Source organism: Herminiimonas glaciei, from assembly GCF_042664955.1.
In the GTDB taxonomy this organism is placed as follows: domain Bacteria; phylum Pseudomonadota; class Gammaproteobacteria; order Burkholderiales; family Burkholderiaceae_D; genus Oxalicibacterium; species Oxalicibacterium glaciei.
In genome coordinates this window covers 304,318-327,942 of sequence record NZ_JBHTBU010000001.1, presented here as the reverse complement: position 1 = coordinate 327,942, position 23,625 = coordinate 304,318, and the positions used below count along the sequence as shown (strand labels likewise).

Genomic DNA, 23,625 nt, shown 5'->3' with positions numbered 1-23,625 from the left:
GATTTCCCTATGCGTATTTATCTATGCTCGACACATCACGCCACCTTCGATACGTTCCGGGACCACCGCCATGAGCACTGATTATCGCCTCTCCTACCTTAACCTCGGTTCCCATCCATTGCGACCGGAAGCAGTCGCTGGCAAACGTCATGTCGACTACCGCCTATTTGCCTCCGCGTGTGCACTGGCACTGGCCGGCATACCTGCCAGCAGCTGGGCGGATAGTTGTACCTCGCCCGCCACCACTATCAACTCAGCAATAAATGATAGATGCACACTGGACTCAGGAGAAAGCGTCAACATTACATCGATCGGCTCGCTCACATTCTCTTCCAGCTATGCCCTTAATATGAATGCAGGTGCAGGAAATGTGACGAATGAAGGAATTATTTCCGGCGTCTTCCCCAATTCCGTTAGCGTGTATATTGGAGGTGCGACCACGGCAGACATCATCAATCATGGAACAATCCGTAACGACGCGACGACACAAAATAATGCGGCAATCGGCACCCTCTTTGGTATCGGTGTACTCAACCGGATCACCAACACCGGTTTAATCGAATCGGTCAGTGGCGATACATCACATGCAATTTTGAATTTTTTTCAGATTACAAACGGCATAGACAACAGCGGCACCATCCGTGGCAAAACTTCAGGGATTACAAATGGCCGCCCGACAAACTCCATCGGTGGGATCCGCAATACCAGTGGTGGCGTGATAGAAGCTATCGATGCGAATGGTGCCGGCATTACAAACAATGGCTTGATCAGTCAGGGCATCGTCAATAGCGGTACCATCAGCGGTAACCTGGCCGGCATACTCAACAGTGGAACGATATCCAGCAACACCGATGACTATGCTATCGACAACCGCGGCGGCACCATCACTGGTGGCATCAGTAATAACGGCATACTGGATGGCAAAGTCGCACTCGATACCGCCAGCTTGCGCATCACCGGTACGACGGCGCGCGTTAGCGGCGACATTAGCGGCGGTGGCACCTCTTCCATCACGATAGACGGCAACTTTACAGCCGAAGCCGCTGCCCATGTCGGCACCATCACCGTCAACAATGCTGCTACGCTCAATTTTGTAAGCAACCAAAACTGGAGTGGCAGCAATACCTTTAGCAATAATGGCAGCGTAGTAATCGGCACAGCGGCAACACCCGGCGTGACATTAACGACTGCCAACTATACGCAAAGCGCTACCGGCTTGTTGCAAATCGGTGCGAGCAGCGATAGCAACTACGGCAAACTGCTCGTCACAGGCACAGCCAACTTCGCGCCCGGTGCCCGCATCAATGTCGATGTCGCCACTGTCAATACACTAGGCATCAACCAGGTACTGGCCCGTGTGATCAGCGCCGGGACGTTGAATGCTTCGACCTTTAATATCAGAGACAACTCCGCCCTCTTCAACTTCCGGCAAGTCCGCAATGGCAACGATATTGATTTACGCGTCGTCGCCAATAGCAGCTTGGGAACCGGTATACGCGATACCGTCATCGAACAGCGTATATGGTCAGCCCTGGACGCCGCAGGCGTGCTCGATACCCAATTGAATAATGGTGTGACAGGCGATATGGGCAATGTCATCAATGCCTTCGGTCAACTACCAGACAATCGCGCAGTGGCACGCGCAGCGACACAAACCTTGCCGTTGGCGTCCGGTCATCAAGCCATACTAGGAACTCTGGGTACGTTCCAGAATGTGATCCAGAATCGTATCGGTGGCAACACGGGGTTATCTTCCGGTGATGCGCTGAAGGACAAACAAATCTGGGGCCGCGTGTTTGGTTCACGCGCCGACCAGGATGACCGCAAGGGAGCGTCCGGTTTCAGTGCAGATAGCTGGGGATTGGGCTTCGGTGCGGATGCGGAAGTGGCAGCAGGAACCCGTGTTGGCCTGGCCTATGGTTACGCAAAGACATCCGTCAACGGCAATACCGATCTGGCGGGCACCGCACAAGATTCCAATATTTCTTCCCACTTGTTCTCTGCATATGGCAGCAAGGAATTGGGGCAAGAACGTAGTCTTTCCTGGCAGGCCGACCTTGGTGTGAGTGATAACGACAGCAAGCGCCAGCTCAACTTCGGCGGCTTGAACCGTAGCGCCCGTGCCGACTACCGTACTTACAGTGCGCATGTCGGTGCAGCCCTCAGGCAACAGTTTGCCTTGAGCGACACAACGAGCCTGACACCCGCGCTGCGCGCCGACTATACCTGGCTCAAGTCACAAAGCTACCAAGAAACCGGTGCCGATGCCTTGAACCTGAATGTCGCATCGCAAAAGACTGATGCCTTAGTGCTGGGTGCGGATACATACCTACAACATCGATTCTCACCCACCTCGCGCCTGGATGCGTATTTGGGCGTAGGCTACGACACCATCAATAAACCCGGTGCGATCGTGGCAGCTTATGCGGGTGCAGCAGGATTATCATTTGTCACCAGCGGCATAGAGCTATCGCCGTGGCTGGTACGTGGCGGTATCGGCTACACCCACACTACAGCTAATGGCACCGAAGTCAGCGTGCGCTACGACGCGGAAAGCCGCAGCGATTATCTGAACCAGTCTGCTTCAGTGCGGGCGAAGTGGATGTTCTGATCAATTCATTTACACAACAAAAAGGCGAACTACTGTTCGCCTTTTTTACGGACTTATTGCCTGTGACTCTATGCTTGACGGCCGGCCATCACACCACCATCTACCGACAACACCGTGCCGGTAATCCATGAAGCATTCGTCGATGCCAGGAACAGGATCGCTTCAGCCACATCTGCCGGTTGGCCATTCCGCCCCAAAGGATGAAATGCATTGAATGCTGGTAGGGTTGCCTTTACCTGATCTTCACTCATGAAGGTATTGTAGACAGGTGTTTCCACCACACCGGGCGCAACAGTATTAATACGGATATTTGAAGCGGCCAGTTCGATCGCCAGGTTACGTGTGAGTGCATGCACACCTGCATTCGCAGCCGAATAAGCCGCCGACGGCGTCGCCCCGATTGCCTGCAAGGCCCACAAGGAACCGGTTTGCACAATCGCACCACCACCGCGCAATTGCATTGCTTTGGCCGCAGCTTGTGCCATAAAGAATTTCCCCTTGAGGATGGTATCGAGGAACCAGTCGTATTCTGCCTCCTCTACGTCGAGGAAAGCTTTCGGCCGGAACACGCCTGCGTTGTTTATCAGGATATCCACCCCACCAAAAGCCTGTTTCGCCAAATCGACCAAAGCTGCCGCAGTGGCCGGCTGTGCGATATCGCCCGCATGGAAGCGGACATGGTCACCACTTGGATCAATTTCCGTAGCGACGCGCTGCAGCTTGGCTGCATCCCGGCCGCCAATCACCACGTTCGCGCCAGCTTTTACCAGACGAGCTGCGACTTCTTTACCTATACCGGAACCACCGCCGGTGACTATTGCCACTTTGGAAGAAAAACTATTCATCATCATGCCTCTTTGTAGAAGTTAATTAATCTTGATTTAAGGATAAATTCCTTATCCTGTAGTCGCTTATTCTTCTCTCATGCCGCAAATGCCACAAATGAGATAAAGTGTTTCTTATTAAAAGAAAATCTTTATCGTCATGAAATCTCCTATCTACCTGAATGCATTGCGCGCATTCGAAGCCAGCGCCCGGCACCACAGCTTTTCCGCGGCAGCAGCGGAACTCAATGTGACACCTGCAGCGGTTGGCCAGCTCGTGCGCAGCCTCGAAGATTGGCTGGGAACTCCTCTGTTTAATCGCAGCGCGAGTGGTCGTGCCCGGCTCGTCGCAACGGAAGCCGCGCAGCGCGCCCTGCCCGAGATACGCGCAGGCCTGGATAAACTAAGCCTGGGTCTGGAACGACTTAAAGAAGGGGCAATCAATGGCGTACTCACGGTAACGGTCAGCCCCGCCTTCGCCGCAAAATGGTTACTACCCCGTATCGATACATTCCAGGCGGCATGGCCGGACACGGATGTGCGCTTGGACACCAGCCTTAAACCGGTGGATTTTGTCGCGCTCGGTATAGATATAGGCGTGCGTTATGGCAACGGAGACTGGGCGGGACTGATAGCGGAGAAACTGCTGGATGAAGAAATTTATCCGGTTTGTTCGCCGCTACTGTTGCACCAGAAGCAGCGCCTGCGCAAACCTGCAGACCTTGGTAAAGAAACCCTGATCCATGATTTGTCGATAGAGAGCCACAAGGATTTTCCATCGTGGAAGCAGTGGCTCAAAGTCGCCGGCGTGGATCATACGGAGACGATGCGCGGCATGCGCATCAATAACTCAGCGGCGGTATTGCAGGCGGCGATCGACGGCCAAGGCATCGCATTGGCACGCAGCGTCATGGCACGAGATGATGTGGCGGCGGGTCGGTTGGTGAGACTCTTCCCTGATATCAAATTTACGTCACCGCTCGCCTACTTTATCGTCTACCGTGCCGAGCGTGCGAGCTTGCCAAGACTGGCTGCCTTCCGCGACTGGTTGCTTGTCGAAGCACGGACTATTACTTAAAAAAAAGCCACGTATAGATTTCTCTACCGTGGCTATTTCGCGAACCGTCTTAGGATTGCTTTATTTAGCCGGCTTTGTAACTGGGTCGCGTAAGCTGGAACAAATCAGTCGAACGGGCATACCAGCCGCTGCCGTGCATGCGACTGACCAGCTTCAATGCCGGCGTGTCGACATGGCAACGTTCGGTATCCAGCAAGAACTCATCTTCGATATGTGCCTGTAATACGGTTGCCACCACTATCACCTGGCACGGGCCGGTCACGATGGATGACAGGCTGCGGCATTCAAATGACACAGGACAACCGGCAATCCTCGGCGGTGCCACTGCCAGTGATGGCACTGCACTTAAACCCGCCAATTGCAGCTCGTCGACTTCGGGCGGCGCATTGGTGCAGGTTTCATTCATGCTCTCGGCCATCGCTTCCGATACCAGGTTGATCACGAATTCGCCGGTAGCCATGATGTTTGCGGCCGTATCCTTATAACCGCCATCCGCCTTGCGCAACAAACCCAGCGTCACGGTAGGCGGTTCATGTCCCATCACGTTAAAAAAACTAAACGGTGCTGCGTTCACCACGCCATCAGCCGACTGGCTGGTGACCCAGGCAATCGGGCGTGGCGTGACCGTCGCCGTCAGCAATTTGTAGCGCTTATCAGCAGACAATTGCTCCATATCGAATTGCATTATTTACCCTGCTCCATATTGTCTTGCTGAATGATGACCGCAGATTTGGCGCGGGTGTCGACCGCCAGCTGGAACACATCGGGACGTGCATAGTGTCCGGCCACATCAAAATCAAATTTCCCACGCACTATCTGCTCAGTATCTATCTCGGCGTAAAGCAAGGCCTCACCTTCGAAATTCGGCCCCGCCAGGACCTTGCCCAGCGGATCGATAATTGCACTGCCGCCACGCATCAGTACGGTCTCCGGATCATCACCCAATGCACATTCATGTGTCGCCGGATAAGCGGAACGCTTGATGTACTGGCACGCGGTCAACACAAAGCAGCGTCCTTCCAAAGCGATGTGCTGCATGCTCGGCACCCAGGTATCCCGGTCATCGGCTGTTGGTGCGCAGTAGATACCTATGCCCTGGCTGTACATATACATGCGCAGCATGGGCATATAGTTTTCCCAGCAAATGACGGCACCGATTTTTCCCAGCGGCGTATCAAATACCGGCATCGTCGAACCGTCACCGAAGCCCCAGATCAAACGTTCCCCGGCGGTCGGCATCAACTTGCGATGCTTGCCGACCAGGCCCTGTGCACCGTTGAAGAACAAGACCGTGCAATACAAAGTACCCAGTTCCCGTTCTATGCAACCGATCACCGCAAACATGCCGGTATTGCGCGTCGCTTCGGCTATCGCTTCGACTTCCGGGCCATGCAGGTCTATCGCATGATTGAAGTAATCCAGATACGCCTGCCGCCCTTCCGGTTTGCGCATGCCGACCGGCGCACCGAAAGACGCGCCTTTCGGATAGCCACCGAGGAAGGCTTCTGGAAAAACCAGCAAGCCGGCACCGGCCCGCTGTGCCTGCCCGATCAGGTCCACGGCTTTCGCCGCGGATGCCTGTGCATCATCAGGATGGGATGCGGCTTGTGCCACCGCTACCTTGAAGATCGTCATATCAAATCCTGTTCGATTAAATGTCTTTGACTGCCGTTTTTGTATTTGGCAGCAAGAGGCTGCCAATCACGCCGGTCACTGCCGTAATCACGACCGGATACCAGAGTCCGGCAAAGATATTGCCACCGGCCAGTGCCAGATAAGTTGCACAGAATGGCAGGAAGCCGCCGAAGATACCGGCACCAATGTGATACGGGAAGGACAAGGCGGTGTAGCGGATATTCGGCGGGAACAATTCCACCAGGTAGGCAGCCACCGGACCGTACACCATCGCCACTACCACCGTCATCAAGACCAACAGCAACAGGATGCGGCCTTTATTGACTTGTTCGGGATCGGCCTTGGCCGGATAGCCTGCTTCGGTCAGTGCTGCGCGATAAGCTTTGGCATCGAAGCCATTGATGGTTTGTCCCTTGACTGTCATCGCCACCGCTTGTCCGGCTATCGGTTCCGCATATTCAAAGTTGATGCCGTTACCGACCAGCATTTTCTTCGCCTGTACGCATGGCTTGGCATGGTCAGGATGTGCACTGACAAAGGATGCACCTATGCTGAAACTACATGCGCCATCCTTGGCGTTTGCATGTACCGTAACAGGCGTCGACAAGGTTGCTGCAGCCAAAGCCGGATTACCGGCTTCCAGCAAGGAAGCAAACATCGGGCGATAGCAAAGTGCCGCAATGAACAAACCCGCCATCATGATCCACTTGCGTCCGAGGCGATCGGACAACCAGCCGAAAAATACAAAGGCCGGCGCACCTATCAGGAAGCCGATGCAAATCAGCGTGTACACGGTACGCTGGTCCAGCATCACCGCTTGCTGCAGGAAGATCATGACGTAGAACTGGCCGGTAAAGTAAGTCGCGCCCTGGCCTGCAGTCACACCAAACAAAGCCAGCAAAATCATTTTCAGGCTGGGCCATTTGAAGAAGGTATCGCGCACCGGATTCTTCGACAGTCGTCCTTGCGCTTTGAGGCGCGTGAATACCGGCGATTCATGCAGTTTGGCACGGACATAGACCGAGAAAATCAGCATCGCAATCGAGATGATGAAAGGAACGCGCCAGCCCCATTCCTTGAAGGAAGCCATATCCATCGTGGCCTGGGTACCGAGGATCACGGCAATGGAGAGGATCAAACCCATCGATGAAGTAATCTGGATCCAGCCGGTCAGCAACCCACGACGTGACGGACGCGAGTGTTCGGCCACGTAAATCACCGCACCACCATATTCACCACCAACTGCCAGGCCCTGGATCAGGCGCAGCACCACCAGCGAAATCCACGCGGCATGTCCGACCGATGCATAGCTGGGCAGGAAACCGATCAGGGCGGTACTGCCGCCCATCATGATGATGGTCAGCAGGAAGGTGTGTTTGCGGCCGAGGCGATCGCCCAGGTAACCGAACAGCACCGCACCGATAGGCCGGATCACGAAACCCGCCGCCAGTGCACCCAGCGATGCCAGCAAGGCAGCGGTCGGATTATCCGGCGGGAACAAGACCGAGCTCATGAAGATCGCGAGCGAGCCATAAATGAAAAAGTCATACCACTCAAAGATGGTGCCCAAGGTTGAAGCGAGTACGACCTGACGCTCTTCCTTGGCAGTAAATACGTCTGCCTCGGTACTGGTTATAGATGCTGCAGTCATGATTCCTCCGGGTTAAATTTTGGCTTGGGAATTCAGCAAGATGCATGCCATATTTGATATTGTTTAATGAATATAGCATTATCAAATAAAAGTGCAAATTTATTTTCTGTCCCGTGAACCAGCATTAATTCCCGCCTGCAGCGCTATTTCTCCAGAGGGAAGAGCCGTTAATTTGCTATGCTTGCGTGAGCCCATATTTCATTTTTATGTTGGAAAAATGCCAAAAATAAAACCCGCCACAGCCCTGCCCGCCGCCAAACCGGCCAAGAAAGCTGTCGCGACAAAAGCACCAAAAGCGCGCGCCGGTACGCCCCACAAAGACGCACCGGAGCAATCCAGGCGACGTGGCATTCAATCAATAGAAATAGGTTTCCGCATCCTGGATGTACTGCGTACCGCAGGGCGTCCGCTGCCTTTGCGCCAGATTGCCGAGAGTGCCGGCATGGCGGTGGCGAATGTGCATTACTACCTGGTCAGCTTCCAGGCAGTGGGCGTGATCCGGCAGGAAGCCGACAGCGGCCATTACGGCCTCGGTCCCTATGCGTTGAAGTTGGGGATGGCGGCGCTGGAGCAGTTCGACGTATTTACCGCCGCACGTCCGGTGATGGCCGAACTGGCGGCGACGGTCGGCCATACGGTATTCCTCGGCGTCTGGGGCAATCGCGGCCCGACCATTGTCTACCGCATCGAAGGCGGTGCCAGCCGCCCTATCCTCGAATTACGCGTCGGCAGCGTCCTGCCTTTGTTGAATTCGGCTTTGGGCCGCAACTTCCTTTCCCATTTGCCGCGCACGATTACCGGTGAATTGCTGAAGCAGGAATTGAAAATCAAACTCGACGACAAGCATGCGCCCAGCCATTCCGATTTGCCGCAATCGGCAGCGGATATCGAAAAGATGCTGGCCAGCGTCAAGGAAAATGGCTTGAGCCGTTGCCGCGACGCCTTGCTGCCGCACTTCACTTCGCTGTCGGCCCCTGTCTTCGACCATCTTGGCGAAATGATCGCCGCCATTACCCTGATGGGACCCATGGGCGTGCTCGATGATGATTTGCAGGGTGTCACCGCCAAGACACTCAAGGCGCGCGCCTTGCAGATATCTCAGGATGCCGGCTTTGGCAAGGAAGTCGCCGGTAAATAAAAAAACCGCCGAAAGGCGGTTTTTTTATTTTCAATGATTTGAATTCCTAACGCTGCATACCCCAGCGCTGCACCGTCGCTTTTTCCAAAGTGCGGAACACGATATTCTCTACCAGCAGGCCAATCAGGATCACGGTTACCAGCCCGGCAAATACCTTGTCCGTATACAGCTCGTTGCGGTTCTGGAAGATATACCAACCGAGGCCGCCCTTGCCCGACGAGGCACCGAATACCAGCTCGGCGGCAATCAAAGTACGCCAGGCGAAAGCCCATCCTATCTTCAAACCGGACAGGATGGCAGGCAAGGCGGCCGGCACTAATATCTGCAGGACATAAGGAATACCGCGCAAGCCATAATTACGTCCGGCCATGCGCAAGGTATCCGGCACACCCTGGAAACCGGCATAGGTATTCAAAGCCATCGGCCACAACACCGAATGTACCAAGACAAACACCAGGCTGCCACGTCCTATGCCAAACCAGAGTAAAGCCAACGGTAACAAGGCAATCGCCGGTAATGGATTGAGCATGGAAGTCAGCGTATCCAGCAAATCACGGCCGAGTTGGGTCGAGACGGCCAGCGTGGTCAGGATGAAAGCGGCCAGCACACCTATTGCATAACCTTGCAGCAATACCGACAAGGAAATCGCGACCTTGGCTAACAATTCGCCGCTGCTGATACCTTCGACCAGCGCTTGTGCAGTGGCACTAAAGGTAGGCAATAGCAATTCATTATTTTGCCAGCGCGCCACCACTTCCCAGATGATGGCCAGCACCACCAGGATCACGCTCTTGCGCAACCAGCCTTGCGCCCACAAGCGTGAGCCCAGCGGTAATTCACGCTCTACCGGCAATTCGGTAAACGGTTTCAGCTTAAGCTCATATTCCGGACGGACCGGTGGATTCAGGCTGCCGGTAATGTTCGCACTCATACTTGCACGCTCGCTTCCTGCTCTTCTTCAAACAACATGTGATGGATGCGTTGTGCCGTATTCTGGAATTCGGTGCTGCCCAGGCTGGCCAGCGAAAAATCGTGGCTATTGATTTCCGCCCGCATGCGCCCCGGATGCGGTGACAGCAAGGCGATGCGATTGCCGACCACCAGCGCTTCTTCGATCGAGTGCGTCACGAACAACAAGGTGAAACGCACTTCATCCCACAGTTGCAGCAATTCTTCCTGCATCTTGCGGCGCGTGAGTGCATCCAGTGCCGCGAACGGCTCATCCATCAACAGTACGCGCGGCTGCATCGCCAGTGCACGGGCAATCGCCACCCGTTGCTTCATGCCGCCAGATAATTGATGCGGATGTACATCGGAGAATTTGCTCAGGCCGACTTTAGCCAGATAGTGCAAGGCACGCTCTTCCGCTTCCTTGCGCCCCAGGGTCCGTGACGCCAGCAAGGGGAAGACGACGTTTTGTTTGACCGTCTTCCACGGCGACAATTGATCGAATTCCTGGAATACCACGATGCGATCCGGCCCCGGCGCAGTGACGGCTTTGCCATCCAGGCGGATTTCACCCTCGACCGGTGGAATGAAACCGGCGACGGCTTTCAAGAGCGTCGACTTGCCACAACCGGATGGTCCCAGCAAGACGAACCTATCCGCCTGATGGACATCGAAGCTTACACGGTGCGTGGCACGCACCACACGCTCGCGCGTACGGTATTCAAGGCTGACGTCATCCACCTGCAGCAAGGGGGCGAAAGCAGGCAAGACTTCCACGTCACGCTTTCCGTTCCCGATATCGCGTGCAGCGGGTGCGACAGGAATGAAGCCCGAAGTGCCACGCAGGATAGCCGTGTTATTCATAGCGCCACCTCCACCGATCCATCAACGATACGAAACAAAAAACGTGAAATCATGATAATCAGCTACCCGGTTGTGCGTAGGCTTCTTCGAAGAAGTAATCCTTCCATGATGCAGCCTTGTTTTTGATCACGCCCAGTTTTTGCAATTCATCGGCGTAGACGAAAGTACGGTGTGGCGAAACGGTGAAATCGTTTTCCGGGTCTTCAACGATCTTGCGCACCAGCTCAGGTGACAACTTCGACTTTTGGATACGGATAAAGGTATCCGCCGCTTTCGCCTTGTCGGCCTTGATCAACTGTGCAGCTTCGACCAATGCGGCATAGAAGGCTTTGTAAGTCTTGGGATTTTCATCGTGGAATTTCTGCGTCGTGTAAAGCACATTGAAAGTCGCAGGGCCACCGAGGATGTCATAAGAGCTGATCACTTTATGCACATTGCTGTTTGCTGCCAGCGCCTGGTAATAGAACGGTGCGCTGGAGAAATGCGTATTAATTTCCGAGCCGCCTGCAATCAGGGCTGCAGTCGCATCCGGGTGTGGCAGGCTGACCGAGATATTGTCAAACTTCTTGAAGTTATCCTTACCGAACTGACGCGCGGTTTCTATCTGCAAGGTACGCGACTGGAAGCCGACACCGGCGGCAGGTACTGCGATGCGATCTTTATCGCTCAAGTCTTTCAAGGTTTTCACCGCCGGATTGTTCGACAACAGATAGTTGGGCAGGGAACCCAGCGCGGCCACTGCCTTCACGTTTTGCTTGCCGCGTGTACGATCCCACATCGTCAGCATAGGCGGGACGCCGGCCGACACCACATCCAGTGCACCGGCCAGCAAGGCTTCGTTCATCGCAGTCGCGCCGGAAATGCTGGCCCAATCCACCTGGATGTCTATGCCTTGTTGTTTGCCGTATTTCTCAATCAGTTGACGATCACGCACTACGTCGAGGATCAGGTAACCGATACCGAATTGCTGGGCGATGCTGATTTTTCCTTCGGCGCGTGCCGGCGAGGCCGACAACAAAGCCGTGGCGACGGCGATAACGCTGAAAGTGGCGCCCAACCAGCGACGGCGCGAAGCAGGATAAGTGCGATTCAAATGAGGCATGGAAACTCCGAAAAAAATAATGGAAATAATGAAATGCGGTTTAGAACGGCGCATCGCCTTCTATCGTGGTGCGGTACAACTTGCGCCGCTGGTCTTCCGGACAGCCGGCTGCCAGGTGCATCAGCGAGCGGTTGTCCCAAAAAATCAGGTCCTGCGCTTGCCAGCGATGGCGATAGACGTGTTCCGGTTTGACGCTGTGTTCAAATAATTGATTGAGCAGGTCGCGACTTTCATCTTCCGGCAAGCCATCTATGCGCGTCGTGAAATGTTCACTGACGAACAGGGCTTTACGGCCGGTTTCCGGATGTGTGCGCACGACTGGTTGCAAGACCGGTTTGACCTTGGCGATTTGTTCTGCGGTTAGATTCGGACGCCACGGATTGCGACGTTGCAGTTCTGCGTATTGCGCCAGGTAACTGTGCTCTGCTTTCAGGTTCGCGACCTTGTTGCGCAGATGCGCATCCAGCGTATCCCAGGCCAGGTGCATATTGGCAAACAGCGTATCGCCACCTTCAGCCGGCAATTCCTGCGCATGCAGCATGGAACCCAGGCTCGGCACTTCCACATAGGACAAATCGGAATGCCAGAAATGACCGGCATCGCCGAGGCCTATAGGCTGGCCGTTTTCCTTGATATTCGAGATGATCAGGATTTCCGGATGACCAGGCAACTGGAATTGATGCAGCACATGGATCTGCAACGCACCGAAGCGACGACTGAAATCAATTTGCTGTGCGGGTGTGATTTGCTGATCGCGAAACACCAGCAAGTGATGATCCAGATGTGCCTGATGCACACGGGAAAAATCAGCATCAGCCAGCGGACGTGTAAGATCCAGGCCGATTAACTCGGCACCCAGCGGTGCATCAAATAACTGGATCTTGAAGGAAGTGGCGGAAGACGACCTTGCAGCAGAGACAGGAAGGGCAGACATAATTAAAAACCATGTACTTAGCAGATAATGAAATAAGTTTATCTGCCGGGTCTGCCATCGCAAACGAATCATTCCGCTTAACTATATGCGGTTTTTAATGCACGTCCTGTCGCTGCTGATATCTGTGAAACAAGTGTTAACTAATGTGTTCAGACTTCTTTACATGCAACCATCTTGCATGCGCAGTACGCGCTGCGTAGTCCAGTAAGTAGCCCAGTATGCCGATCAGGATGATCGCCGCCATTAATTCCGAATAAGCCAGGCGGTCACGCGTGTCGAGGATGAAGTAACCCAGGCCTGCCGATACACCCAGCATTTCGGCCGGTACCAATACGATCCAGATGATCCCTATCGCCAGCCGTACACCGGTCAGGATGTGTGCGGTAATACCCGGCAGGATCACGCGCCATACGGTCTCGCGTCGCGTCGCCGACAAGCTGCGTGCCAGCAACAACCAGTTCGGATCCAGCTGTTTCACACCAGCCACGGTATTGAGCAAGACCGGCCACACCGCCGCGAAAGCCAGCAGGAAATAAACCGGTGCATCACCTACCCCCAATACCATCACCGCCAGCGGCATCCACGACAGCGGCGATACCATGCGCAACAACTGGAACAACGGTGAGGTACTTTGCGAAAATATGCGGGACGTCGCCACCAGGATACCCAGCGGCACCCCGACTGCGATGGCGATGATTAAACCCACCGCGACCCGCTTCAGGCTCAGGAAGACATGCAGCCAGATATCCGGCCCGACTATCATCTCCCTGAATGCAACAGCAGTATTCAAGGGCGAAAACGCCGCGGCAATCGGCGTCTTCGCATCCAGCGCAGACACACCCAGTCCCCATAAAAAGATGGCAATGACCAGCCCTGCCAGTGGCAGGAATATGCGCATCAGCATGTTTATACGGCCACCGTTTCAGTACGCAAGAGGTTGGCCGGCAAACCGAAGGCCGCGGGTCCGCCCGCAGCAGTAATTGCCTTGCGCACGAAACGGTCGTCAACCAGGTCCTTGGCGGCAAACTTCGGATCCAGCGTCGCCAGGAATTTGCTGTCGCCTTCGACCTTGGTCGTCGTGATCGCACGTACCAGCTCTTCGGTGTAGGAAGCAAACGGGAAGGGCTGGAAGTCGATACGGCGCTGGTTCCAATCCTTGTGCACGATGATGCCGTTCTTTTCGTAGCTCGAGTAATCGGTCGCCACCAAGACCTTGGTCAGTGCCTGCAAGGAATGCGGGGTATAGCGATTCGGTCCGGTCGAGGCCATCAGCTTGGCGGTCTCGGCCTGGTTGGAGCGGCTCCACAATTGCGCATTGACGATGGCATTCGTCACCCGTTGCGACCACTCGGGACGCTCGACCAGGTCGCGTTCGGCGAGGAAGGTCACACAGCAGGCGTGGTTTTTCCAGACGTCGCCGGAGAAACGCAGGATCTTGCCGATGCCATTGATTTCCGCATTCGCATTGAATGGCTCGGCGACGATATAACCGGCTATCGATTTGGTCGCCAGTGCAGACACCATTTCCGACGGTGCCAGCACGATCAGGTTGACTTCATTCGACTTGATCGCTTCGCCCCGTGCACGCGTGACAGGCGTCAATTTATTGGCTTGCAGGATTTTTTGCAGCAGGATGTTGTGGATCGAATACCAGAATGGGATCGCAAATGTCTTGCCGCCCAAGTCGCCTATCGAATTGATTTCATTCGCCACCGTCAGCGCGGAACCATTGGTATGGTTCCATGCGACCACCTTGGCCGGGAACTTGGAACCGTAACGTACCCACAGCGTGGCCGGTGAAAGTAAGTGAATCACATTCACCTGGCCGGAAACAAACGCTTCGATGATTTGTGCCCAGCTGCGGAACAGGCGCGGCGCTTCGGTGCGCAAGCCCTGCTCTTCAAACAACTTGCGGCCATGTGCTACCAGCAAGGGCGTGGCATCGGTAATCGGCAAATAACCGATCTTCACCGGCTGGTCATCGCCCTTGAAGTTTTGTGCCTGTGCATCACCGGCGAATAACAATGGCGCGGCGACGCTGGCACTGGCCAATGCCGACATGCGCAGGAAGTCGCGACGTGTCATCCCGCAATCGCAATCGGAAGAAGCGCAAATATGTATTTTTTGTTCTGTTTTCTTGAATTCCATGATGGTCTCTTTAAGGTCTATCAATCGGAAATAACACGTAAATCTCTCAGCGCAGCAAGGATCTCCAGCCGCAGCTGGCTTACATCGTTGCCGTAATCTTCGCGCGGACGCGGAATGTTCATCTGCCATTCATGCACGATATGGCCCGGCTGGCCGCCCATCAACAAAATACGATCCGCGACCAGGATCGCTTCATCGATATCATGCGTGACCAGTAAAACCGCGGTATGCCAGCGATGCACCAGGTCTACCAGCAAGGCTTGCATTTCTGAACGCGTGATTGCATCCAGTGCAGAGAATGGCTCATCGGCAAACAATAATTCCGGCTCACGCGCCAGGGCTCGTGCCAGTGCGACACGCTGCGCCATGCCACCCGACAGCTGGGCCGGGAATACATGTTCATGGCCGCGCAGGCCGACCGCATCCACCGCTTGTGCGATACGCTGCTTGCGCGTTGTCTTGTCTATCTCCGGCTGGCGTGCGAAGTCGAGGCCGAAACCGGCGTTGCCGACCACATCCAGCCACGGCAAGAGACTGGCCTGCTGGAAAATCAGTGCAGTACGTGGATGCGGTTCCAGCACCGGCTTGCCGAGGAAAGACACACTGCCGCTATTGGCTTGCGCCAAACCCGCCAATACGCGTAACAAGGTCGACTTGCCACAACCGCTGCCACCAAGCAGGCAAACGATTTCACGCTTGTTGACGGTGAGCGATACATCATCGAATACCGCCTTGCTATCGGAATAGCCAAAGCGCAGCTTCCTTCCTTCCAGCGCAATATCGTCTTGCGTGGCGGCCTTCACGTCCGTTACCGTCATCGTCATGCGACCTGTGCTGCAGCCTGCTTTTGCAACTCTATCTGCAACTGCGTCAGGCTAGGCGTAACGATAGGGACGAAGGCGGCTTCGCGCCAGCGCCGCGCAAAACTCTTGTCGCCGTCCTGCAGGTAGGCACGGCCACCGCTGGCCTGTAATTCAAGGAATACCGCTTGCTGCACGATCTCCGCCAATTGGATGCGGATACGGAACAAGGGCGCAGCCTTGGCCTTGAAGCGACCGTCATGCACACCTTCCAGCAATTGCGCGGCAGTCTCTTCCAGCAGCCTCTGCAATTCTTCGATGCGCGTCGTCAACTGATTGCGTGTCGCGGCCGACAGGGTCAGTGCGGCCTGCAGGCTGGCACGTGCCAGGCCGATCGACATCCCGCACTGCAAACCCAGGAAGCAAGGACGCACTGCCGGCAGGTACTGTCTCGCATCGGCATGGATTACATCGGCTTCACTGATGCCTACATTCTGCAAGCGTACTGCCGCGGTATTACTGCTGCGCAGAGCCATCAGGTCGAGGTCATCGCTACGTTGTACACCGCTGTAGGCGCTGTCAAATGAAATAATGGCCGGTGGTGCATCGGCCGATGATGCAACCGCAGCAGCGGCAATGAAGCCTTCCTTGCGCAAATTGGTCACCCAGGCCAGCGAACCGTCGAGCTGCCAACCCTTTTCGTTTGGCGTCGCAATAATCTGCAACGACTCGAGCCCGGACAGGAATTTCATCGCATTCGACAAACCGGTCGCACCGGCACGCTCGCCACGCACCAAGGCTGCGGTCAGGCGTTCTGCCAAACCATGGTTGGGGCTATGCAGCAGGTATTCGATAAAAGTGCGCTGGCCCCAAAAGACGAAGGCGGCGGTCAATGAGTACTCGGCAATCCCGGCCACGGCTTTGATTGCATCACGGATATCACCGCCGCTGCCACCCAGTTCCTGCGGCACACCGATACCAAACAAACCGTCCGCGGCAAGGCGTGGTATCACTCCTGCCGCGAGACCCTGGGTCTGATCCAGCTCATCCGCATGCGCACGCAACCATTCCTGCAAATTGCCGCTCATCAGATGGCTCCGCTGGCGTATGGTTGCAATTCCTTGTTAATCGAGGTTCCGGCCAGGCTATTGGTGAAATTGCAGAGAGTGGCAAGGCTAATGCCAAGTATGACTTCGATCGCCTGCGCTTCATTGAAGCCGGCTTGCAGGAAGGCCTGGTAATCAGCGTCTTGCACCGCACCGCGTGTCGCAATGACGGCTTCCGCAAAAGCTTCGACGGCATCCAGCCTGCTATCACCGGTCTTGCCCCCCTGCTGCAGCGCACGTACCGTTTCCACCGGCAACTGCGCCTTCTTCAGCGCAACGGCGGTATGGCCGGCCACACAGAAATCGCAATGATGGATACGCGCTGCGGTAATTTGTACGACTTCACGTTCAGCCAGGGTCAGGCTGCTGCGCGCATTGATGCCGGATACGGTGAGGTAAGTCTCCAGTGCCACCGGCGCATTCGCCAGCACACCGATCAGGTTAGGTAGGAAGCCATTGTTGGCAATCGCACGCTCTACAAACGGGCGGCTATCGGCGGGTGCTGTGTCCAGCGTATGCAAAGTGAGACGGGCCATGATCTTCCTTCATCAATGTTGATGACCCATTATTACATTTGATTTCAATTGCAAACAACTACAGGCGTCGCTGTTTTATGTTCAATCGTCTTAATTCAGGCGCTGGGTGGCTGCCCGCTGGCGACTGGCGCGGCGAAAGGCTCCTGGTTGTTCACCTATGATCTTCTTGAAGGCACGCGAAAAGGCCGCATGCGAGCGGTAACCGACATGTTCGGCCGTGCGTTCTACCGAATCACCCGCATGCAGGCGCTGGGCGGCGATTTTCATCCGTAACTGCAAGAGGAATTGTGCCGGTGGCTGGCCGCTGGCATCGATGAAATGCTTATAGAAACTGGCACGCGACATATGCGCCAGGCGCGCCATATTGTCAGTCGACCAGTCCTGCCCCGGCTCACGCATCATGCTGTCGAGTAGTGGCGCGAATTCGGCACGGCGTGCGATGGATAACAGGCCGCTGGCAATTTCATCCTGTTGTGCCACATGCCGTATCACATAGAAAAACAGCACTTCGGTCAGGCGTGCGATCAACGGTGACGCATGATCCGGATCACCGCCCGCCTCCGCCAGGATCAAATCAAACAAGGTACTGGCGGCGCGCAAGGATGCGTCTTCCGCTCGTATGATCAGGTAATCGGGGAATGAAGAAACGATCAACTCGCTCAAGGCATCGCGGAAATGGAAGAAGCCGCAGGCCAGACCGGTGCTGCCAACCTGTGCTGCGCTCAGTGCCTGCATCGCGACCCGTGGCGGCAAGCTGGCCGGATTCGGCTCGGAACTCAGGAAATGCGGAATATCGCGCAACAGGAATACGCCGTCGCGCGGATGCAAAGCGATAGGCGGCTGGCCTTCTACATGCAGGAAGCAATCGCCATGCAACACCAGATGGAAACTACCCAGCGCACGTCCCGCTGTCGACGCATGCCAGCGACCACAATACTGACCGACATGGAACACCGTGGTTTCGAGTTCCAGGCTGCCCAGCAACCAGTGCACCAGTTGATCAGTCGCTATGCTCATGCCGGCACCGCTAGATATTCCGGCTCTGCGCCTGGGTGATATTGCTATCGGCCGCCACGCTGTGTGTGAGCCAGACGCCACCGCCTATGGTGGTGCCCTTGCCTATCGTGATGCGACCCAGCACGGTGGCACCGGCATAGATCACAACGTCGTCTTCGACGATAGGATGACGCGGATTGCCTTTGATCAGCGAACCACTTTCATCGGCCGGGAAACGTTTGGCGCCAAGTGTCACAGCCTGGTAGAGCCGCACACGATTGCCGATCACGGCAGTCTCGCCGATCACGACACCGGTGCCATGATCGATAAAGAAGCTATGGCCGATTTCAGCACCCGGATGGATGTCGATGCCGGTACCGGAATGAGCAATACGCGAGATCAGGCGTGCCAGGAAAGGCGCACCGAGGTTATGCAGCGCATGTGCAAAGCGATGATAAATAATAGCCGTCATGCCGGGATAGCAAACCAGGATCTCGGACACGCTGTGGGCGGCCGGGTCCCCGTGATACGCGGCCTGCAAGTCAGTCACCAGTACGTCACGAATATGCCGCAGCTGACTGGCAAAATTACGGGTTATCTCTATCGCTTCGCGATCCAGGTCAGCGGCGTCGTTGCCGGTTTTAAGCACCGGCTGCGCATCGTCTTCATCACCCTGGCGGGATACGAAGAGCAAACCGCGCCGCACCTGCTCCGCCAGATCATTCAGCGCAATATTGAGCTTGTCACCGACAAAATAATCGATGCTTTCATCCGTCAATACCGGCTGGCCGTAATGGGTAGGGAATAAGGCTGCAGACAAGCCATCGAGGATTTTTTGCAAAGCCTCGCGCGACGGCAATTCACGGATCTGGCCGCGGTAACGGATATTGTGGGTTTCTTCGCGCGACTGGCGCAATGACTTGACGACACTATCCAGCCCCCAGGTACCGACGGGAACGGGAACGACGAGTTCTAATGAAGGGCGTAATTTGGACATGGCAGGCAGTCTGAAAGGTGATTTTGATTATAGAAGTCGCGTCCCGCCCTTGAACACGAATAAAACTGCATATACAAAATCGAAAATTGTTATTGCCGGCCCACGAATCATTTGTGCTTGTCGCAGTCTGACCAGAACCAGACCAGGAGGAGCGAACCATGAGCGACCAGGATGAAACGACACATTTCGAAAATGAGTTAAAGCAACGCTTTGACGACTTGATCCTGTGGACGGTGAAAAACCGGCCTTATAACGGGGCCAGCCTGAAGCCGACTGATTTTGATGACATCTGGAAACAAATTTCGCGCCTGGCGCGGGAAGGTGTGGATATCGGCAAACGCAATGCCGCCGTGCCTGAACCGTCAGAAAACGGGCCGCAGTATGTCAATAGCAAGCCGGCGCCCTGGCCCTGAACCGGCCCGGACGGCTTTTCATAACTTAAAAAATGCGCCTCGTCTGCAGCATTTAACAGGCGTTGTTTCATTACTACACAGCATTTATTTAGTGAACTTTATAGCAATTTAGTGTCCAATAAGTAAGCCGCGTCGCCGAATATAGCGAAGCTGCCAGAACGTTCCCAAGCTTGCATTACCGGGAAGTCGAGGAGCCGTTCCTACGCATATCTGTTCAACCTGAAAGGAAGATCATCATGAAAAAAATTATTTCCATTGTATGTGTTCTCGCGATGAGCATAGGCCTGAGCGCCTGCAACACATTCAAAGGCGTAGGACAGGATGTACAACGCGGTGGTGAAAAAATTCAGGATGCAGCAACAGGGAAATAAATCGCCTGACAGCAGCTGTATGCAAAAAGAGCGTGAATTGCTTCACGCTCTTTTTTTATGTCAGTCTTATCCGGCGATTGAACAGGCCCCGCCTGTTCAATCGCCTTCAGTCTTCCTTATTGCTTTTTAATCGTCAGATTATTCAATACGGAATTCACACCTTCCACCTCACCGGCAATTTTTGCCGCGCGGTCGATCTGGGTCTGGTTATTCACGGCACCGCTCAGGCTGACGACACCTTTCGAGGTTTCCACCACGACGTCCAGGCCTTTGACGTCAGAGTCGGCCAGCAAGGCTGATTTCACTTTGGTGGTAATCACGGTGTCATCCACTATCTGTCCTGCACTCTTGCCAGCGGTCGCATCAGCAGGTGCGCTCGGCGCTGCAGGTGCGGTTTCCGGAACCGGGGTTGGCGGAGTCACACCGGCAGCGGCCGGCGACTCACTCGGTGCCGTCGGGGTCGGCGTCGATCCGGCACTTCCTTCCGGCGGTGTACGACGTTCACAACCGGCAGCAAACAGTACGGCCATTAACGAGGCTGCGATCGCTACCTTAGAATTATTTGACAGTGTCTTCATCATTTTTCCCTTTCATGGAATAAGTATTCAAATACTTCTATCGTGTAATCGGAAGCAAAGAATTCTCGTGGATTGAAGCCCCGACTTGTTTCAATGCAATATGCCCAAAACAAACCAGTTATCTTCTTGACCATGCTTTATTGAGAAGGTTCGGCAGAATCCAAATGATGTGCAGTTCGTGCGAAACATCGGCAACATTTACACGGCTTTGAAAAAATTACACGCCGGAATATGCAAAAAGGCTGCCACATGGAAATGCGACAGCCCTTCTTGATTACTTCTAGCCACAGATGAAATGGAGGATTTATGCCGCCATCGGTTGCATGCGCGCCAGTGCCTGCAGCAGCAAATCAGGATCGCCCAGCGCCAGCTTCTTCGAGTCCGACAAAGTCTGGCGGAACGCACGTGCATTCGGCAAACCAGCCATCAAGCCCAGCATGTGACGCGTGATGCTATTCACTTTCAGGCCGCCGCCCTTTTCACTTTTGCCATGTAACTGCAATTGTGCATGGATGTAAGGGATCATCGCTTGCACGACTTCAGCGCGGGTCTTGGCCGTCGCGTCATCACCGTAGTAACGCGCATCGAAGGTGCTCATCAAAAACGGATTGTGATAGGCCTCGCGTCCCAGCATCACACCATCGACATGTTGCAGATGGGTGTCAATTTCAGCCAGGGTCTTGGTACCACCATTAATGATGATTTCCAGCGCAGGGAAATCCTTCTTGAGTTGATAAGCGAACTCATAACGCAGGGGCGGGATTTCACGATTCTCTTTCGGGCTCAGGCCTTTCAGGATCGCATTCCGCGCATGCACGATAAAGGTATTGCAACCGGCATCCGCAATCGTGCCGACAAAGTCACGCACGAAATCATAAGACGTAATGTCATCAATGCCGATGCGATGCTTTACCGTCACATCGATGGACACCGCATCGCGCATCGCCTTGACGCAATCGGCAACCAATGATGTCTCATTCATCAGGCAGGCACCGAACGCACCCTTTTGCACGCGCTCGGAAGGACAACCGCAATTCAGGTTGACCTCGTCATAACCCCATTGCTCGCCCAGCTTCGCGCTCTTGGCCAGGTCGGCCGGTTCGCTGCCGCCCAGCTGCAAGGCCACCGGATGTTCTTCTTCATTGAAGTCCAGATGACGCGGCACGTCACCGTGCAGCAAGGCACCGGTCGTCACCATTTCGGTATACAGCCAGGTATGGCGCGTGATCTGGCGGTGGAACATGCGGCAATGCCGGTCGGTCCAGTCCATCATCGGGGCCACGCTGAGACGCCGCCCCTGGTACTTGCCGTTTACCGTGTTGTCTTTATTGAAATTCATTTTTAATGCTTACCCTCATGCGTAGCCGCAATTTTACACGTTGCGCCCCTATCGAGCCCGCCTAACCTCGTCCCGCGAAGCCCTGACACAGGCTTGGCTGATCCCGCCCGCTGTTAGCACCTGCAAAGTTGAAAAACAGCAAGCAAGCTGAATCCATTCCGCAGCGCCCTGCGTATCAGTGATAAGGCACATAAAAGTGCAAGCCGGTTGCCCCAGGCACACGGCATATACCAACACCCAGCGCACAGGAGCTCACATGAAAATCGCCATCATAGGATCAGGGATCGCCGGCCTGTCTTGTGCCTGGCGCCTTGCGCGCTGCGGCTACGATGTAACGCTCTTCGAAGCCAACGACTATTTCGGCGGCCATACGCATACGGTCGATGTGACGCTGGATGGCATCACCCATGGCGTGGATACCGGTTTCCTGGTGTTTAACCACAAAACCTATCCGCAACTGGTCAAGCTCTTCGCCGAACTGGATGTGGCTACGGCGGCAACCGACATGTCGTTTTCGGTCAAATTGCCACTGCCCGGTCGCACGCTGGAATGGGCCGGCGGCAACCTCAATGCAGTGTTTGCGCAAAGGCGCAATCTGCTGAGCCCACGCTTCCTGCACATGCTGCGCGATATCCTGCGCTTCAACCAACAGGCTACGACACTGGCACTGAACCCCGGCGGCACGGACAGCCCGGACTCACTCGGCAGCTATCTCGCCCGCCATCATTACAGCCGGGAATTCCGCGACTGGTACCTCTTGCCCATGGCCGGTTGCATCTGGTCGTGCCCGACCGGACAAATGCTGGATTTCCCCGTCGCCTCCTTCATACGTTTTTGCCACAACCATGGCTTGCTGCAAGTCAATGACCGGCCGCAGTGGCATACCGTGGTCGGCGGCGCACGTCACTACGTGGAAAAGATGCTGGCCGACATCCCGCACAAGCATTTGCACACACCGGTGTTTTCGGTGCGGCGTAATACACAGGGCAAGGACGGCATGATCCGGCTTGAAGCGCGGAATGGCATCCATATGTTTGACCACGTGGTGCTGGCCGGACATAGCGACCAATCGTTGCGCCTGCTGCAAGATGCGCGTGGCACTGAGCGGGATATCCTTTCCGCCGTGCGCTACCAGGCCAATCGTGCCGTATTGCACCTCGATACCAGCTGCCTGCCGCAAACCCGTAAAACCTGGTCGGCCTGGAATTATCAAAGCGCCACCGGCGATGAAACACGCGTTTGCGTGCACTACCTGCTCAATCAATTGCAGCCCTTACCTTTCAGGCAATCGGTACTGGTGTCGCTCAACCCCATCGATGAACCACGTGCCGATAGCGTACTCGGCAGCTTCGACTATGCGCATCCGGTATTCGACGCCGCCGCGATCGCGGCCCAACAGCAGCTGCCCCACATCCAGGGCCGGCAAAATACCTGGTTCGCCGGTGCCTGGACCGGCTATGGCTTCCATGAAGACGGTTTGAAATCCGGCCTCGCGGTAGCTGACGGCATCATGCGCGCCAGCGCCATGGCCACACCAAATTCCCGCGTGGCATAAG

Annotated in this window: 23 protein-coding genes; 6 read left to right on the top strand and 17 right to left on the bottom strand. The window is 55.2% G+C overall.

Annotated elements, in window-relative coordinates:
- Positions 1-70 precede the first annotated feature (70 nt).
- Entirely contained in the window at positions 71-2,611 is a 2,541-nt protein-coding gene (locus ACFQPC_RS01530; protein ID WP_382269888.1) for an autotransporter outer membrane beta-barrel domain-containing protein, read from the top strand.
- A gap of 68 nt (positions 2,612-2,679) precedes the next feature.
- Here the strand turns inward: ACFQPC_RS01530 and ACFQPC_RS01525 are convergent, their stop codons facing one another.
- Positions 2,680-3,456 (bottom strand): SDR family NAD(P)-dependent oxidoreductase, encoded by a 777-nt coding sequence (locus ACFQPC_RS01525; RefSeq protein ID WP_382271852.1) that lies wholly within the window; start codon positions 3,454-3,456, stop codon positions 2,680-2,682.
- 139 nt (positions 3,457-3,595) lie between these two features.
- Between ACFQPC_RS01525 and gcvA the strand changes: the two genes are divergently transcribed.
- Positions 3,596-4,513, top strand: coding sequence for a transcriptional regulator GcvA (gene gcvA / locus ACFQPC_RS01520; protein WP_382269887.1), 918 nt, complete (start codon positions 3,596-3,598; stop codon positions 4,511-4,513).
- Between the two features lie 64 nt (positions 4,514-4,577).
- Here gcvA and ACFQPC_RS01515 read toward each other — a convergent pair whose 3' ends face one another.
- Genes ACFQPC_RS01515 through ACFQPC_RS01505 form a run of 3 tightly spaced genes read right to left on the bottom strand, consistent with a single transcriptional unit; the run spans position 4,578 to position 7,799 of the window.
- Complete coding sequence (locus ACFQPC_RS01515) at positions 4,578-5,198, bottom strand: flavin reductase family protein (protein ID WP_382269886.1); 621 nt, start codon at positions 5,196-5,198, stop codon at positions 4,578-4,580.
- Positions 5,198-6,148, bottom strand: a complete 951-nt coding sequence (locus ACFQPC_RS01510; RefSeq protein ID WP_382269885.1) for a carbon-nitrogen hydrolase family protein — start codon at positions 6,146-6,148, stop codon at positions 5,198-5,200. The genes ACFQPC_RS01515 and ACFQPC_RS01510 overlap by 1 nt, the downstream gene beginning before the upstream one ends.
- Before the next feature lie 16 nt (positions 6,149-6,164).
- Positions 6,165-7,799: an MFS transporter gene (locus ACFQPC_RS01505; RefSeq protein ID WP_382269884.1), complete on the bottom strand. Its 1,635-nt coding sequence runs from the start codon at positions 7,797-7,799 to the stop codon at positions 6,165-6,167.
- A gap of 217 nt (positions 7,800-8,016) precedes the next feature.
- Here ACFQPC_RS01505 and ACFQPC_RS01500 point away from each other — a divergent pair, with 217 nt between their 5' ends.
- Entirely contained in the window at positions 8,017-8,937 is a 921-nt protein-coding gene (locus ACFQPC_RS01500) for an IclR family transcriptional regulator (RefSeq protein ID WP_382269883.1), read from the top strand.
- 46 nt (positions 8,938-8,983) lie between these two features.
- Here the strand turns inward: ACFQPC_RS01500 and ACFQPC_RS01495 are convergent, their stop codons facing one another.
- The 11 genes from ACFQPC_RS01495 to epsC all read right to left on the bottom strand — a co-directional run bounded on the left by ACFQPC_RS01495 (position 8,984) and on the right by epsC (position 19,368).
- Positions 8,984-9,868 carry an ABC transporter permease gene (locus ACFQPC_RS01495; protein ID WP_382269882.1) on the bottom strand — a complete coding sequence of 295 codons (885 nt, stop codon included), beginning with the start codon at positions 9,866-9,868 and terminating at the stop codon, positions 8,984-8,986.
- Positions 9,865-10,749, bottom strand: coding sequence for an ABC transporter ATP-binding protein (locus ACFQPC_RS01490; RefSeq protein ID WP_382269881.1), 885 nt, complete (start codon positions 10,747-10,749; stop codon positions 9,865-9,867). Before ACFQPC_RS01490 ends, ACFQPC_RS01495 begins: the two co-directional genes overlap by 4 nt.
- Before the next feature lie 58 nt (positions 10,750-10,807).
- Positions 10,808-11,851, bottom strand: coding sequence for an ABC transporter substrate-binding protein (locus ACFQPC_RS01485; protein WP_382269880.1), 1,044 nt, complete (start codon positions 11,849-11,851; stop codon positions 10,808-10,810).
- Positions 11,852-11,891: 40 nt separating this feature from the next.
- Positions 11,892-12,785 (bottom strand): TauD/TfdA dioxygenase family protein, encoded by an 894-nt coding sequence (locus ACFQPC_RS01480; RefSeq protein WP_382269879.1) that lies wholly within the window; start codon positions 12,783-12,785, stop codon positions 11,892-11,894.
- A 136-nt stretch (positions 12,786-12,921) separates the two neighbouring features.
- On the bottom strand, positions 12,922-13,689 hold the full coding sequence (locus ACFQPC_RS01475; protein WP_382269878.1) for an ABC transporter permease: 768 nt from the start codon (positions 13,687-13,689) through the stop codon (positions 12,922-12,924).
- A gap of 2 nt (positions 13,690-13,691) precedes the next feature.
- Positions 13,692-14,933, bottom strand: a complete 1,242-nt coding sequence (locus tag ACFQPC_RS01470) for an ABC transporter substrate-binding protein (protein WP_382269877.1) — start codon at positions 14,931-14,933, stop codon at positions 13,692-13,694.
- A gap of 20 nt (positions 14,934-14,953) precedes the next feature.
- The gene (locus tag ACFQPC_RS01465) at positions 14,954-15,751 is read right to left on the bottom strand and encodes an ABC transporter ATP-binding protein (RefSeq protein ID WP_382271851.1); all 798 of its coding nucleotides are present in this window, start codon (positions 15,749-15,751) and stop codon (positions 14,954-14,956) included.
- Between the two features lie 2 nt (positions 15,752-15,753).
- Positions 15,754-16,821 carry an acyl-CoA dehydrogenase family protein gene (locus ACFQPC_RS01460; protein ID WP_382269876.1) on the bottom strand — a complete coding sequence of 356 codons (1,068 nt, stop codon included), beginning with the start codon at positions 16,819-16,821 and terminating at the stop codon, positions 15,754-15,756.
- Entirely contained in the window at positions 16,821-17,375 is a 555-nt protein-coding gene (locus tag ACFQPC_RS01455) for a carboxymuconolactone decarboxylase family protein (protein WP_382269875.1), read from the bottom strand. The genes ACFQPC_RS01460 and ACFQPC_RS01455 overlap by 1 nt, the downstream gene beginning before the upstream one ends.
- 90 nt (positions 17,376-17,465) lie before the next feature.
- Positions 17,466-18,392, bottom strand: a complete 927-nt coding sequence (locus ACFQPC_RS01450) for an AraC family transcriptional regulator (RefSeq protein ID WP_382269874.1) — start codon at positions 18,390-18,392, stop codon at positions 17,466-17,468.
- 10 nt (positions 18,393-18,402) lie between these two features.
- Positions 18,403-19,368 (bottom strand): serine O-acetyltransferase EpsC, encoded by a 966-nt coding sequence (gene epsC / locus ACFQPC_RS01445; protein ID WP_382269873.1) that lies wholly within the window; start codon positions 19,366-19,368, stop codon positions 18,403-18,405.
- Positions 19,369-19,526: 158 nt separating this feature from the next.
- Between epsC and ACFQPC_RS01440 the strand changes: the two genes are divergently transcribed.
- Positions 19,527-19,781 (top strand): hypothetical protein, encoded by a 255-nt coding sequence (locus ACFQPC_RS01440; protein WP_382269872.1) that lies wholly within the window; start codon positions 19,527-19,529, stop codon positions 19,779-19,781.
- A 236-nt stretch (positions 19,782-20,017) separates the two neighbouring features.
- Positions 20,018-20,152, top strand: coding sequence for an entericidin A/B family lipoprotein (locus ACFQPC_RS01435; protein ID WP_382269871.1), 135 nt, complete (start codon positions 20,018-20,020; stop codon positions 20,150-20,152).
- A 116-nt stretch (positions 20,153-20,268) separates the two neighbouring features.
- Here the strand turns inward: ACFQPC_RS01435 and ACFQPC_RS01430 are convergent, their stop codons facing one another.
- Together ACFQPC_RS01430 and dusA are read right to left on the bottom strand one after the other, a co-directional pair.
- On the bottom strand, positions 20,269-20,682 hold the full coding sequence (locus ACFQPC_RS01430; protein ID WP_382269870.1) for a BON domain-containing protein: 414 nt from the start codon (positions 20,680-20,682) through the stop codon (positions 20,269-20,271).
- Positions 20,683-21,034: 352 nt separating this feature from the next.
- The gene (dusA, locus tag ACFQPC_RS01425) at positions 21,035-22,003 is read right to left on the bottom strand and encodes a tRNA dihydrouridine(20/20a) synthase DusA (protein ID WP_382271850.1); all 969 of its coding nucleotides are present in this window, start codon (positions 22,001-22,003) and stop codon (positions 21,035-21,037) included.
- 322 nt (positions 22,004-22,325) lie between these two features.
- On the opposite strand from dusA, the gene ACFQPC_RS01420 reads away from it, so the two are divergent.
- A complete protein-coding gene (locus ACFQPC_RS01420; protein ID WP_382269869.1) occupies positions 22,326-23,624 on the top strand; it encodes an NAD(P)/FAD-dependent oxidoreductase in 1,299 nt (432 codons plus the stop codon).
- Position 23,625 lies beyond the last annotated feature (1 nt).